The sequence below is a fragment of the Saliphagus sp. GCM10025334 genome (assembly GCF_042663485.1).
In the GTDB taxonomy this organism is placed as follows: domain Archaea; phylum Halobacteriota; class Halobacteria; order Halobacteriales; family Natrialbaceae; genus Natronosalvus.
Map to the genome: position 1 here is coordinate 128,876 of NZ_JBHTAF010000001.1, position 14,942 is coordinate 143,817.

At 58.6% G+C, this 14,942-nt stretch carries 6 protein-coding genes; 1 reads left to right on the forward strand and 5 read right to left on the reverse strand.

Annotation, left to right across the window (positions count from 1 at the left end; genetic code table 11):
- Nucleotides 1–285: 285 nt before the first annotated feature.
- The 5 genes from ACFQO4_RS00615 to ACFQO4_RS00635 all read right to left on the reverse strand — a co-directional run bounded on the left by ACFQO4_RS00615 (nt 286) and on the right by ACFQO4_RS00635 (nt 12,175).
- A complete protein-coding gene (locus ACFQO4_RS00615) occupies nt 286–1,287 on the reverse strand; it encodes a hypothetical protein (protein WP_500259083.1) in 1,002 nt (333 codons plus the stop codon).
- Entirely contained in the window at nt 1,274–2,077 is an 804-nt protein-coding gene (locus tag ACFQO4_RS00620) for a hypothetical protein (protein WP_500259084.1), read from the reverse strand. The genes ACFQO4_RS00615 and ACFQO4_RS00620 overlap by 14 nt, the downstream gene beginning before the upstream one ends.
- Nucleotides 2,070–3,476 carry a phenylacetate--CoA ligase family protein gene (locus ACFQO4_RS00625; protein ID WP_500259085.1) on the reverse strand — a complete coding sequence of 469 codons (1,407 nt, stop codon included), beginning with the start codon at nt 3,474–3,476 and terminating at the stop codon, nt 2,070–2,072. The genes ACFQO4_RS00620 and ACFQO4_RS00625 overlap by 8 nt, the downstream gene beginning before the upstream one ends.
- A 100-nt stretch (nt 3,477–3,576) precedes the next feature.
- Nucleotides 3,577–4,368: a helix-turn-helix transcriptional regulator gene (locus ACFQO4_RS00630; protein WP_500259086.1), complete on the reverse strand. Its 792-nt coding sequence runs from the start codon at nt 4,366–4,368 to the stop codon at nt 3,577–3,579.
- A gap of 136 nt (nt 4,369–4,504) precedes the next feature.
- The gene (locus ACFQO4_RS00635; RefSeq protein WP_500259087.1) at nt 4,505–12,175 is read right to left on the reverse strand and encodes a DUF7282 domain-containing protein; all 7,671 of its coding nucleotides are present in this window, start codon (nt 12,173–12,175) and stop codon (nt 4,505–4,507) included.
- A 903-nt stretch (nt 12,176–13,078) separates the two neighbouring features.
- Here ACFQO4_RS00635 and ACFQO4_RS00640 point away from each other — a divergent pair.
- The gene (locus ACFQO4_RS00640) at nt 13,079–14,815 is read left to right on the forward strand and encodes a hypothetical protein (protein WP_500259088.1); all 1,737 of its coding nucleotides are present in this window, start codon (nt 13,079–13,081) and stop codon (nt 14,813–14,815) included.
- The last annotated feature ends 127 nt before the right edge of the window (nt 14,816–14,942 follow it).

The window sequence follows — 14,942 nt, forward strand, 5'->3', positions numbered from 1 at the left end:
ATTCTATCGCTCAGGTACTGCTTGACCGTGAGCCGAGCTCTGACGGTGGTCCCAGCAACACTGCCGATTATATCTATGCCCCACTTCTCGTCACATTCTTGATGGTCGTCTTACCGGTAGTTAGTGATTCCCGTAGACAGTAACGGTCCGTTCATCGGCGTCCTCAGCGGTTTCGACGCGAACCGGGAACTCGACTCCTGCTGGACTGGATACGTCTCGTACAGTTGCGTGTGGGGATGCTGTATGATTGGTATTGGATTCAGGGTGTACTTCGGCCAATATCGGTTACTCCGTCGCAGTCATCGACTCGTATCCGGGTTCCGACGTCGCCGACGCGGCGGTTCGGGACGAAAAAGCCTCGTCTAATAGCGTGCGTAACGATTTCGCCAGTGTGACCGACTGGAACGACGGTGTCGAGGTTGGCTGAATCGCGAACTCGAGACGAACGTTCGGTTCCTGCGGAAGATACTCCAGCGTCTCCGGCCGTCGCATCATACTTGACCCGTTCATGTAATCTCCGTACCAGCCGGTGAGCGTCGCGTTTGGGAGTCCCTTCTCAGTGATGGTTTCAATCGTGTCGTCGTCAGTTCCCACCCCACCGATGAGTGCGAGTTCGACTCGGTCGCGACAGTCGGCAGGAAGGGTCGAAGAAACGTACTGCATCAGTGGGGCGATATCTTCGTAGACGGCGACCCCGTTCCGCTCGAAAATTTCTCGTATGCGGTCTGCGACCGGATTGAGTGCGGTCGCAATTGTCGATCGATCCCCGCTTTGTAACGCCTGCTTGATCGGTGTCGGATCGACTTCTATCGTTTCGATTGTTCCATTGTATCGAGCCGCTAGTCCACGAATCATGCGCTTCAGCACCGGATTTGGTGTAACGGTCGCCACCCAGTGTGCATTTTCGGGTACGTGGATGTCCACTAATCGTGCGACTACGTAGTCGACGTTCTCCCGAACATCGTCTTCGTGCCAGAAAATCTCCTTAATACGCCCAGTTGTCCCTGACGACTGGCTTCGTACGAGGTCACCTTTCCCGTACTCTTCTGGTACTAACTTGTATGGATCAATCGACCGAAGGAGGTCGTCGTCCAGGTAGTCGAAGTTCGATCGCAGATCCGCCCACGTCTGTAGATCGGCATAGTCGATTCCCAGATCTCGCTGGAGCCGACGATGATACGGAGCCGTTTCGCCGTGGAAGACGATTCGCTCGCGAATCTCGTCCGGAATCAGCTCTCCTCCCCCGACTGTCTCTGTCGACTGCGGTGTTCGGTCACGTATTGTCATAATCACTGATGGCTTGGGCTGGAGCTGATTCAACTCGGAGATGCGTTCCGCCCTTGGTTACGCGCATCGTTAGTTGGACCGTGCGCACCTCGTCGGGATAGGGCGGCAGTTCGACTACCGCGTTCGAATTGAGGTCGGAAACGGACCCATCATCACGACCGGCGAGTGCGAGTTTGAAGCCGTACTCGCCAGCATCGAACTCCGCCGGTAACGTGTGCGTGAGGAGAACCGACGCGTCGCTCTCATCGAGTCGGCGATAAAACTCGTCGCGGGGGCACTCCCCGGGGAACGTATCCGACGGGAAGGGTGCGAACGATGGCACGGCTCCGTCGATGGCACACGTCTCGGGAAGCGCTGATGCATGTGCGACGTGATCGTGTGCGTCTGCGGCAGCTGCCAGTGCATCCGGGATGTCCTGGTTTCCAGCGAGGAAGTAGACGTCCGTCTCGAACGTGCCGAAGTACTCGTCGTATCGTTCCCGTGCGACTCGTCGAACGTCACGTCGGTCGACGAGGCTGCGGATCGACTCGAGGATGGGTTCGGTTGCGCCCGTCTCGTACGCCCGCTCGACCGTCGGCGCGAACTGGGCCACCACCGATCCGTCCGGATCGCGCCCAGGTGGCGGAGCGAACCGAAGCAAATCACCGAGGCAAATCACGCTGTCGTACGCGCCGTCGACATCGACCGGGACTTCCTGCGGTGACGCGAGCACGAGGTATCGATGCTGATCGCGTGCCGTGGGGCTCGAGGTGGTGACCGGTTGCATCGAATCCGGTACGGGCTCACCCATAGGGTCCCTCCCGGCGGTCGTCGAGGCGGCGCGGCTTTCCGGGGCCGACGTCGAGGTCGTCGACGATACGGATTCCGAGTCGCGTCGACCCCATCTCGATTGTGTCACGGAGGTGGCTATTCGTCTCGAGCAACTGCCGTCCGAGTTCCGAACCGATCGATTCGGGATCGGCACCTTCGGTTGAAGGGGGAGACACCTCGTCGACTACTTCTCCAACGGAGGACCGGTCTGCACTTTTGATCAGCAGGGTAACCACGTCCTGACCGGTTTCCTCGTCGTAGTCGACGCGGACCTGATACTCCCGGACGATCGATCGGAGCGTCGAGTGGGCGTAGATCTCTCGTTCGAACACCTGCGGCGTCAGGTTGATCGCGCCAGCGACGAACTCCTGGCCCCGGCGACGTGGTGGATCGATCGTTACCCCGCCGGAAATGTCGCACCCGCACGACCCGTCGTCCGCGTACGCTCGCGTCACGTCACCGATCGCGTACCGAACGAGCGGCATCGCCGACTCGTCGCCCGGTTCGAGGAGGTTCGTGACGGCTAACCGCCCACGCTCGCCCTCCGGAACCGGATTCCCTTCCTCGTCGACGACCTCCACGTAGACGGAGTCATGGAGAACGTGCAACCGGCCGCTCTCCGGACACTCGTACGCGAACGCGCCGGCTTCGGTGCAACCGACATATTCGACGACACGGGCGTCAAAGACCTCGCGCAGGTGTTGTTTCCGACACTCGGTAACCGGATCGCCGACTACCGTTATCAGTTCGACACCGAACTCGGATGGGTCGTATCCTTCCGCTCGCAACCGACTCCCCTTCGCATCGATGTGACTCGCGAGTCCGTGGAGGACGGTTGGCCGATACCTGGACAGCAAGTCTGCCTCTCGATCGGGTGGGTACGGCGTATTCGCGATCGGGATCGTCGTGCAACCGAGTCGTTCGAAGCCGCCTTCGCTCCCGAAACACGAGATATTCAGTCCGACGAACGGACAGTAGTTGGCGACGACGTCGTCCGTCGTGACACCGAAGTGTTCGAACCCTCGCCGAACGTCCTCGAAGATCCGATCGACTTCATCGAAACTTTTGAAGATCACCTTTGGTTGACCAGTGGTCCCGGACGTGTGGAACGGGCGTCGGACCGTTGCATTCGGATTTCGGAACCGGTGGGTTTCGGTTGCCGGTGGCTGGTTCTCGAGGACATCCTCCGCATCAACAACCGGCAGTTCCGCCATGTCTGCAGGTGATTTGATGTCGCCCGGTGTGACGTCTGTCTCGTCGAACAACTCACGATAGAATCGAGAATGCCGGTAGGCGTAATCGACAGTGGTACCGAGTTGGTCGGAGATGAAACCCCGATCACTCAGTCCGGTTGTGGTGTTGTCTATCTCTTGACTCATCTGTGCCACCCCCCGTGTCACACAGTACCATAGGGGAGTAGAAAGTTACACCTGCTGAACAGAATACGCCCCCATTCAGTGTACGGGGAACTACCCTCCATCAGAACTCGAGCGACTCCGCCTGTGCTCGATAGGCCTCGAACTCGTCTTCCGCCCACTCGTGAACGGCTTCGGAATCGGTCTCGACCAGCGCTCGAGGCATTCCCCGATCGTCCGTCACGCCGAACTGGACGTACTGATCGAGCAATCCCAGGTAGTAGGGAACTGACTCATCATACTCGTACAGTTCGAGTGCGTCGTGGTCCAGTATGGCCTCGACTCGTTCGGCGTACTCCGGGCGCGTCCGAAGCGTCTCCGCAACATCTCGAGTGACGATTAACTCGAACTGTGCTCCCCCGTGGACGGTCGCCTCAACCGCAGCATCCCACGCGTCGAGGCCCGTCATCTGAATGACGCCACGAGCGTACGTGGAGGATTTGAGTCGATCGACGTGGTAGGTCACCCAGTCGGTCGGATTCGTCGGATCGGCCTCGATGATCGTCGCGGTAGCTAGCAAGTAGGGATCGAGGTCGAACGAATCCCGCGGGATCCATTTGAGGAACGGGCGCAGTTTCCGTTCGACCTCCATCGAGTCCGTGAGCGGCGCCACCTCGTCGATCACCAGTTCGCCGAGCGGCGTGATCGCGTACGTCGGATGCGAGTTGTCGATCCAGTCGCGCTCCTTGAGCGCCTCTACATTGCGTTGAATCGTTACTCGTGACACGTCGAATCGCTCGGTCAGTTCGCGTTTGCTCAGTTCCCCTTCCTCGCGTAAGTGTTCGAGAATCTGTACTCGAACCGGCGACTGTGTCAGAAAATTAATATCCTCGACCATCCTGTCACGAGTTACCATCTGTCACGACCCCCTCCGGTCAGCATATCACCGACATCATAGTTCAATCTAATCGTTCGATAGTGGAGTTTCAGGCCAGGCTACCTTGTTCCGCCCGGTGAATCACTCCTCGTCGGCTTCCGGACGCTTCGCTGGCTCACTGGCCGAACACAGTGACCGTTCGACTATCGGAATCGTCGTCACTCTGGACCGTTACCACAAACTCGACGTCTTGCTGGACGGGGTACGTCTCGTACCCCAGCGAAATCGACTGCGTCTCACCAGAGGTGACGGTCACGGAGCGGGAAGCCACCTGCTCGTCGCCAGCGATGAGCCGGAGGCTTTGCTCGGCGTCGGCGTCGCCCGTATTTTCGACCTGGACGGTCACTTCGAGGTACTCGCCGGCGTCGACGGGAGCATTAGTGTCGGTAATCGTTACGTCGAGCTGGCCGGAGCCGGGTGACTCTTCCGCGGATTCGCCCGCGACGACCTCGACGGTGATTGCGGCCTCGTCGTCGTCGGTGACGACGTACACGGGGAACGAGACGTCTTGCTGGACGGGATACGTCTCGTAGCCCAGGCTGATTTTTTGGCTCGAACCGGGGTCGAGTGTCACCGTTTCCGAGTCGAACAGTTCGCGACTGTCACCGACGAGGAACTGGACGTCCTGCGTGACCGCTTCGTCACCGGTGTTGGTTACCGCGGCGGTAAGTTCGAATCGCTCGCCGGCCGCAACCGGATCGTTCGTTCCCGTGATTTCGACCTCGAGGGCTTCCGAGTCGCCCCCATCGTACTCGTCGGCCGGCTCGGTTTCGACACGTACGGGCTCGTCGTGACCGAAGTCCTCGAGATCGAGCACCCAGACGAGGCGCTCGTCCTCGGTCTCGGGCGTCCACCTGACGGTGAACTCGTGTGTGCCCGGTTCGAGTGCGCCAGCGGGTTCGTCGGCGGTCGACCCCTCGACGAACTCGCCCCCGGTCGCGAACTCGACGTCGTGGGGGTTCTCGTAGCGAAAGGTAACGTCGAACGCGTTACCAGCGTCGCCCCCATCCGCTGCGGTCTCGACGTCGGCGACGCTCAGTGTCGGTCGTTCCGGTCGAATCTCGTCGCGACACTCGTCGATATTGGGATTCTCGATCCGACCTTCCTCAAACAGTGGCTCCGTTCCTGACGGGGTCCACACCCCGGTGATCATCGTCCCGAACACCTCGCGCGGGCCAATTTCGTAGACGATCCGATCATCGGATTCCTCGATCGGTTCGTCGGAGGGGGGATCTCCTGTCACCTCCAGCACGATCGTGCCGGTAAACGGGGCGTCGGGACCATGCCCGTCGCCAACCGCGATCCCGTATTCGTGCCAGGTTGCAACACCGGAGGGGGCGTACCCGCTTTGTCTGGCATTGAAGTGATCGCCGTCTTCGAACGTGCCTGTCACCTCGACACGCGTGCAGGCGGGGAACTCGACTTCGAAGTCGGCCTCCCGGCCCTCGAGCGAAATGAACGCGTAATCGTATGGTGGCCTGGAGTAGTACAGCCAGTCTGCGTGGCCACCCGATTCGACGAATTCGTACGTCTCTGTCCCGGTTGAATCGTGGTGTGGAATCGCCACCAGATCTCGACTCGAATCGAGTAGTTCGTCCAGTTCGATCTCAACGTTGTCATGGGATCCGGGTTCGAGATACTCTGAGGCACCGACAACAGTTCGGCTCATCGATTCATGCTGGAGGTTCCACTCCTCTGCTGGCGGCGATAGCATGCTGTCCTCGCTCCCGTCATAAACCGTGACGAACCCTCCGTGAGAGAGTGACACAGAATCGACGGTTACTGTCTCGCCGTCGGAGGTTTGATCGGCGAACGAAATGCTGGCTTCCGGTCGTTCTCCCGTGTCGTGTTCGATACATCCTTCGATGGATTTCTCGATCGGATTCTCCACGGTGTGATCGATTTCGTCAGACGTGGACATCGGGTCTATGTCAGTGTCTTCAGAAAGTCGCACGTAATCGATATAGAACAGCGTCTCGCTCGCGTGGTGATCGTATACATCGATGCTCGTCGTACCGTCGTCAGAGAGAAGATCACTCCCGTAGAGGTAGTTTGATGCATCTGTTGCACCGGACAGATAGGACGCCTCGAGGTGGACGCCTTCAAAGTCTCCGGTGATCTCCACCTCTGTACAACTGTGGAACTCGACACCGTGCTCTGCTGCCTCGTCGACGGTCACTCGCGTCGAGTCCTCGTCATCGGCCCCGCGGACCACCACGTCAAACTCACCACTCTCGTCGATCTCGTGCGACAAGGTGACCGTCTCTGTCTCTCCGGAGTCGAGTTCGACCGTCGTTTCGTCGATCCCGGTCTTGTCTCCCACGTCCAGGACGACCTCCTCGGTGGCCCCCGTGTCCCCGGCGTTTTCGATCTCGGCGGTTACGTCGAGCGTGTCTCCCGTCTCGATCGGAGCAGTGGTGTCACTGATCTCGACGGTGAACGTCGACGAATCCGGCCGTGGTGGCTCGACCGGGAGATCGATGGCAGCAGCGTCGGTGACGAGGGCTTCTGCTTCGGGGATCGCCGAGTCGCCGCCGTCGTGGGCGGCGATGGCCGTCGTGTAGGTCACGGTATCGTCGGGCTCGACGGTGACCTCCTGGACCATGAGGTCGACCCTGTCCGCCGGCTGGCCGTTTGTGACGGCGTGGCGCGGTCCCGTCGCGCCCTCGAGGAGTGCATATGTGGCCGCGTGGTCGTCGTCGAAGACGGTCACGAACGGCAGGTCACCGCCGATATCGAACGTCTGCCACCTCCGAACGCCGTCGAACGAGTGTGTCCCGGTTTCGCTGACGTGGAATCGATATTCGCCCGACTGCCCGGCGAGATCGACCCCTCGCACGAGCATGGCACCGTCGTGGACGTGGCCCGGTGGTTGGTCGAACTGGACGGCGTCCGAGCCGAGGTTCGTCCACTCGGTCTCGACGATCGCGGCGTCTGTTTCCGCCGTCAGCGCGGCCGTGTGGGTCATGCGGAACGGCACGTCGTCGATCGTATACTCACGAACGACGCTGTATGCCACCACGTCGTCACCATCCTCGACGATCTCGAACGCCCGGGTGGAGTCGAACTGGAGGTGGCCGTCGGGCGTCCGGGGTCTGAACTGCCAGGGGCCGGCGAGGACATCCGACCCGGTACGGCCGAGCGCCGAAATGAACGTTCGTGACTCAAGATCCTCGTCGTTCATCTGGAACCAGACCCGTCCGTTCGACAGCCAGACGTCGTCGGTGCCGTCGCCGGTACGATCCTCCATTCTGATCTCGAGGTCACGGGATTCGAGCACCTCGACGGTGGTCGATTCCTCGTCGTCGCCGGTTCCTATCGTGATCTCAACCTCACCAGTATCCTCGGAACCCGTCTCGTATGTCAGTTCGATCGTCGTCTCTTCGCCACTCTCGAGTTCAACCTCCTCGGAAGTCGATTCTTGCCCGTCGACTTCGAGTGTGACGTCTCTGATTCCGTCTTCGTCACCTTCGTTCGTCACGACGGCAGTTACCTCGAGCACGTCACCCACTTCGACCGGGTCGTTCGTCTCCACGTGCTCGATCACGAACTCCGCCGCCCGGTCTGGTTCGGTCACCGTCACCGTCGTTTCCGCGGTGTCTGTCTCGACGCCGTTGTCGACCTCGACGGAGACGATATATTCACCGGCTTCCTCGAACTCCCATCCGACCGTCGGCTCGACGGTCTCGATGTCGATCTCGCCGTCACCGGTTATGTCCCAGTGATAAATCAGGTCCAAATCGTTCGGGTCCTCGGTCCCGCTCGCGTCGAGTAGTACTTCTTCACCGATGGCCGCCTCGTCGGGTTCGGCTTCGAGATCCGCTTCCGGTGGCTCGACCGGTTCGGGCTCAAGTTCGACCGAGACGTTCTCCGTCTCGCCGGCGGTCACGGTTGCCGTGAGTTCCTCGGGTTCGTGGTCTGGGGCATCGACGACGAGGTCGTAGGTACCTTCCTCGAGGTTGACTGTGAGGGGCGTCTGACCTTCGACCTCACCGTTGATCTCGACGGTCGCGTTCAAGGGCTCCGACTCAACGTGAAGCTGTCCGACGTCCGTCCCGACGACTTCAATCGTTTCGTTCCGCTGATCCTCGTCGAGGCGCGTCTGCAGTTCGTCCCGGTCGGATTCGAGCCAGACTGCGCTCCCGAGGTCGTACAGTCCCTCGGGTGCTCCTTCCTCAACAATCCACTCCAGTTCGACCTCTGCAGTCTCCCCGGGCTCAAGCGTCACCGTAGTGCCGGTCGTCCCATTGTTGTCATACGTTTCGCCGTCGGGATCTACAGCGCCGTAACCGACGAAGAAGGTGTGTTCCTGCTCTCCGGTATTGTTGACTACCGCTGTCGACTCGACCGCCTCGCCCGAAGCCACTTCGCCCTCGGAGACGTCGACAAATTCGACGGTTGCGTCGACTTCTATCTCGTGTTCGTACTCGAAGACAAGTTCGTCGTGCACATCATCGTCAGTGGATATGTCGGCGGTGTACGACGCGAGTTCAATCGTTATCATCCAATTTCCGGTTTCTACGTCGTCAGCCGGCGGCGGAAACAGCGGAACGTGATACGAAGAATCGTGCCAATCTTCTGGGACGATCACAGGACCGAATCCAACGTTCCCTGTGTCGAAAAAGATACTGTGCTCCACCGTCTGCACGGTTCCGGATTCGTGTACGGCCGTCACACTGACGACGAACTCGGCGGGCTGTGGACCCGTGTTCGAAATCCCCAGATCTGCTTGGATGTCTTCACCAGTTCGGTGGATGTCTGGATCGAAGTGCTCCGGTCCGTATTCATCGTAGAGTATACCCGAAAGGCTCGCATTATTGGGGTCGTAGATCGCGCCATCAAATTGTTCATGACTTTCTGCGATGTTGTCGTCAATCCATGTGTCCAGCTCCTCCCAGCGGTTCTGTTGCATCGGTATATCTGACCCGAACAGATAATCCGATCCTGGGATGAGATTCGCGCGGTCGGTATCTCGAAACGTATAGATGTTGCCCTCGTACTCTGCCCAGGCCATCGCATCCGTCAGAAGTATGATCTCGTAATCCCCTTCTTCGGGGTTCCAGACTACATCGTTTCCGATAGGATCAGCGTACCAACTATACCGATATATTCTCTCGTGAATTTCTGTCGAGGTATAACTCGGGAACAAGTACTGTGCTTGATACAAATGTCGAGCGTCGAACTCATTGGGTGGTTCAGTGAGTTTCTCACCATCTGAACTCCCGGAATACGGCTCGAAGAAGTTGGAATGAGCACCCTCAGCGGGATATATGTGGATACGCTCACCGGTTTTGGGAACCTGCTCCCACGGTCGTATTTCACCACCCTTATGTTGCTGAGAGGCAACATATTGTGGTCCCGATTCGTCCAACAAGATGAAAACCGGTTCTTGGTCACCGGTGTGTGCTGCTACCCTGTCTGATAAAGTACCACGGACGTCAGAGGGCTTCGGATCGTGCACGTAAACCATCCAATAGCCGATAGCGACGTACTCTTCGTCGTCATACGTGACATTGGAATGTACGCTTGTGTAGACAGTTTCCGGATAGACTTCGGGGTCCTGAAACTCCTTTAGCGTTTCAATATCGAAAGTCCCGGGATCAATATCCCCACCGCTGTCAACAAGATCTAGTAATGACGGGTTCTCAGTGGGGGAGATTACGCCGTTCAATTCAGAATTTTCTAAATAACCTTCATATCGCGTAGGGAAGAACTCCTCGTCTGAATGGAAGTGAAGAATCGGCGCGTACTGCTCCGCTAATTCCATCACGTCGGCGTCGAGATCGACGATTTCTTTATTTGTAGCGGTGATGGTCTCAGTCTCTCCGATCAACGTCGATTCGTTGTCCTGTTCTGCTTCAACCCTGACGACGTATTCGCCCGCTTCTCGAACCGTAAGCGTCGTGTGTTCCCCGCTCTCGTGAAGGAGTTCTCCAGCATCGTCACCCTTCGCGATCGTCCACTCGTACTCGAGACCATCTTGGGGAGCCTCAACGCGCATCGCGACTTTGGAACCGGTATAGGTCTCCTCGTGACCAACTTCGATATCGATGTCCAACGTCACTTCATCCTCATCATAGACGGTGATGCAGTCCGCCGGCGACTGGTCAGCAGTGGGTGTCCAGTCCTCTTCGATGTACGAGTCGACTTGGGAATCGATACAGTACTCACCGAGTTCCTCGGGGACGAACGAGAACGGGTCGCGGACGGTCAACCCATCGGTCGTTTCGACTACCTGATCATCTTCGTCGTACACGGTAACATCAATCTGATTGTCGTACCAGTCGGCGTTGACGACCCGCGGTGTTAGCGTCAACTCCTCACCCGCTACGGGGAGATCGCGCTCGTGTTCGACGTCGAAGCCCTCAACATATGGCATATTCCGCTCGAGATCCACGACCAGTGTCTCACCTCCGGCAGCCGTCTGTTCGCTGCTGTGCCAGAACTCGTCGCCGACGTACGCTTCGACGCGATACGCGCCTGCAGGGACCATCTCCCACTCGACTACCCCCTCCTCGTCCGTCACTTTCCGCTGGTCCGTCACCTTTGGTTCATCCCAATCTTCTTCGTACAGGATTACCTCCGCGTCGGCTACCGGCTCTCCGTCCTCGTCGACGACCGTGAACTCGAGGTCGATCACCTCGTCCGGATCGCGGGGATCGAACTCGACCTCGGTCGTCCTGTTTTCTTCGACCGTCACGTCCGTCTCGACTGGTTCGACGTCGTACCCCTCCCGCGGCTCGATCGCGACAGTCCGCTCGCCCGCATCGACGAGTGCCTGTCCTTTCCGGTTCAACTCCACATCTTCGCCGTCGACCAGCACTCGATACTCGTACAGCGGTACCGTCTCGCCGGCCTCGTCGAGGACTTCGATTTCGAGAACCCCGGTGTCTTCGGGTACGATCTGTGCAGAGACGTCCCTCGTACTCCCGCTTTGGACCGTGATCGGTTCGAACTCGGTCGTTCCATAGCCATCCGCGTGGATGACGAGGTCGTGCTCGCCGGGCTCGAGTTCGAATCTGGCCCGTCCGTCCTCACCGGTCTCGGCCGTCTCGTCGCCCAACTGAACCGTCGCGCCTTCGATCGGTTCGCCGACGAACTCGTAGCCCTCGATCGTGCCCTCGTCCGAGACGGTAACAAATACCGTCCCCGGTTCGGGGTCGTCCGTCCGGAACGTTTCGACCTCGCCTGTATCGGTCCCGACCGACGTTTCGGCGATCGCCTGAAACTCGTACGTCGTCCCCGGCTCGAGCCCGTCGACGTCGTAATCGAAGACATCCGCGAACCCGCTGGCGCCGCCTCGTTGGGTCGTCTGCCAGTCGTCCGCACCTTCCGGTCTGTATCTGAACCAGACTTCCACACCGTCGTCGCTACCTTTGTCTTCCAATGCTCCGACTAGCGTCGCGCTTTTCTCATCGACGGATTCCGCCGATCCGGTGGAGACTGTGGGCGGCTCTGGTTCCTCGACGGTGACGATCCAGGCGACCTCCGCACTCTGTCCGGATTCATCGTAGACGACCGCGCCGATGTTATATGCGCCGAGGTCGTCGAACGTTCGACGCCACGAAACGCTGTCGGAACTACCGCTCGCCGAGGTTCTCTCGATGAATTCTCCGTCGACGTACCAGTCAACTCGGTCAAGCTCTCCGTCGGGGGCCTCGATGTCGGCGGTGAACGTCACCTCCTCCCCCTGGTCGACCGTCGGCCGTTGTTCGGGGTTGGTAATTTCGATCGTCGGCGAATTTTGCTCTCTTACTTCGATTCTAATCGATGCACGTCCTGCCACATCTGCCCCATTGATAGCCGATACTATCACCTCGTAATCCCCTGGATTAGTAGGTCGGAACGATGTAACGGGCCGACTGAGGTGTAACAACTGGTCGTCACTCGAATTGGGCGACCCCTGGGCTACTGTCCACTCATACTCGATATCTTCCTCAGGGTCTTCTACGCCAAAAACCACGGTAGCACCGACTTCAGTGATGTCTTCTCTTCGAGGGGGCTCTATATTGATATCATGCGCACCAAATTCTGTACCAAGGGCGGCACTGAATCCGCGCATGAAAATGCCCTTAGTAAAACCGATCCATTCAGAGATCGTTGCCGCCAATCCCCCTCCAACGGCGAGAAACTTGCGACGCCGCATAGATGAAACTGTGCTGAGAGATTACTTAGTCACATCCAGTGCCCGTCTAACACCCCTTGTTCATCAGACAAGGGGTGTTCTGGCGACGCGTACAGCGGCTCGCTCGAAGGCAACCGCCAGGTGTTTTGCACAGACTGGTTTGGAGATACCTCGCCGGTCACGCTGGGACGCACCCCACCGTTGCTACCCGGGAAGATCTGGAGACGCTCTCGATGACCTGCCTTCGGACGTGGATCCTCGCTCATCGCGTTTCGACCTCCATCGAACGTCACCGACACACCCCTAAAGGCTCCCCATCGTCGTGCGTATTGCCGGTAGGGCGAGAACCGCGTTCGAGACACCCCCTGTCTGATGAGCGGGGGATGTCTCTCGTTCAGCGAATGTAATTAACTGGACCAGTCGCGGCAGTATCGACCGGGCGACACCAGGGCCATTCCGTCGCCAGTTCCATGAGTACGGGCGGACGAGGAACGCGGTGTGACGGCGCATGACGACCGGAGGGGCCCGTGGGAGACGACTACACCACGACAGGGGCAACCAACGATGCTCATCATTACAATCAGTGACACCCGACGACGATACCTGAAGGGGATCGCGGCGACAGCAGCGGCGGCGACGGGCCTGTTTGACATAACCGCTTCACCGACCGGGGCCCAGGAGACCAGAGGTGGGCCGATCATCCTCCTCGGACTCGATTCCGAACTGACTCCCGCCAGTCCGGATCACGGAACGCCGCAGGAACACGCGGACATGGTCGAGGCGCTGCTCGGGGACGTCACCAACGAGAACGACGGCATCCTCGTCATCGGGGCCAAGTCCGAGGCCACCGCCCAACGGTACTGGGGCGCGGTTGGCGAGGCGGTAGACGAGGACGTCACCTTCGTCAATGGCGCTGAAGACATTGCGAACGCGACCTTCGACGGGTACGCGATGGTCGGCGTTGCGAGCAGTGATTATCAGCTCGAACCGATCAGAGAGTGGGGCGATCCACCAGAGGGACTCACCGATGAAGAAAACGAGGTGCTCGTCGAACGGGGGGAGGACCTCGCGGAGTTCGTCAACTCGGGCGGGGGACTGTTAGGGAACACCCAGGATGGAATGACCACTCCCTATGGATACGTCGACCCCCTCGGCGAGTTCGAGATCGTCGTCGGCACCGACGGAGAGGGATATGTGGACATTGAGGTATCGGACGAGGGTGAAGCCATCGGACTCACGCAAGAAGGTATGAGTGGATGGTGCTGCTGGCACGACGTCTTCCCGGAATTTCCTGACTTCTTCGATGTGCTCATTTACAATCGAGAAGTCGGCTCAGAAGGCGAAAATGAGGCCGCTGCCGTCGGTGGAGTCGTCATCATCCCTGTCGAGGTGGCGATCAGTATCGATGGACCCGACGAAACTGAGATCGGGGCGTCAGAAGGATTCGATGTCCGTCTACAGAACATTGGGGACGAAGAGACACCCGAAACCGTTCACGTCGAGTTCACGCTCACTCGAGAGGACGGGATCGAAGACGGTGATGTGATACTTGAGTACTCCGACGAGGACGACGAGTGGATTGCCATCGAACTACGTGAGGATAACGGGTCACTATCGGGAACCTACGGACCAGCCAATGGGTTTTCGCTGCCGGAGGACTACGACGAGACGATCGAGATTCGCTCTACCTTCGAGGTGGCCGACGACTTCACCGTCGAAATCGATGTCAGAGGGGTTGGCGCTGAGGGGGAACATTACGCGAACGTAAGTACGACAGTGACAGTAACCGCAGAAGTTGAAAGGCCAGGTGGTGAGATGAGGAACTGGCCGGACAGTTGTGAGGAGATTTCAGAAGAAGAGGGATCTGTCTTGTCGGTGGATGGCTCGCATTACCAAGGGATACTATCGCCGGACAGTCAAGATGCCATACAACTAGATATGGATGACGGCGAATTCGCCGCAGTAACAGCGCGATTTGAGATGTCTGAGGAGTTGCAACTACGCGATGACGGTGATGCCTCTATCTCAACTATTGACGGGGACCCGATTGACCAGCTCGAAAGTGTCGAACAACGCACTTATCGTGGCGACCGAATCGGGTATAGATTTTATGAAAGTGGCGACTACGAATTCCTGCTTTTCTCAGAAGTAGACATTCCATGCATAGAACTATCCACGGCAGACGATAGTGCGGGATCGTGGTCGCTTGCGCTCGCGGCGGGAATCGATGAACCGCCAACGATTGACGAAACCCGACCGTTGAGCGCAAAGACAACTGAGACCCGTGGACGCGGTAAATAATCAAGCATCAATATTTACGACCAGCCAAAGCTCGCTCCCTGAGCCAAATTAAGTTTCTCAACGAGAATCGACCTCTGGTGAACTTTGTCACGTCAAACAGTTCGGCACAATCATACACTGGGGTTAT

Excerpts from the sequence above, each read along its gene's own strand:
- ACFQO4_RS00630 (WP_500259086.1), bottom strand. The coding sequence starts at position 4,368 with ATGGTAACTCGTGACAGGATGGTCGAGGATATTAATTTTCTGACACAG.
- ACFQO4_RS00625 (WP_500259085.1), bottom strand. The coding sequence starts at position 3,476 with ATGAGTCAAGAGATAGACAACACCACAACCGGACTGAGTGATCGGGGT.
- ACFQO4_RS00620 (WP_500259084.1), bottom strand. The coding sequence starts at position 2,077 with ATGGGTGAGCCCGTACCGGATTCGATGCAACCGGTCACCACCTCGAGC.
- ACFQO4_RS00615 (WP_500259083.1), bottom strand. The coding sequence starts at position 1,287 with ATGACAATACGTGACCGAACACCGCAGTCGACAGAGACAGTCGGGGGA.
- ACFQO4_RS00640 (WP_500259088.1), top strand. The coding sequence starts at position 13,079 with ATGCTCATCATTACAATCAGTGACACCCGACGACGATACCTGAAGGGG.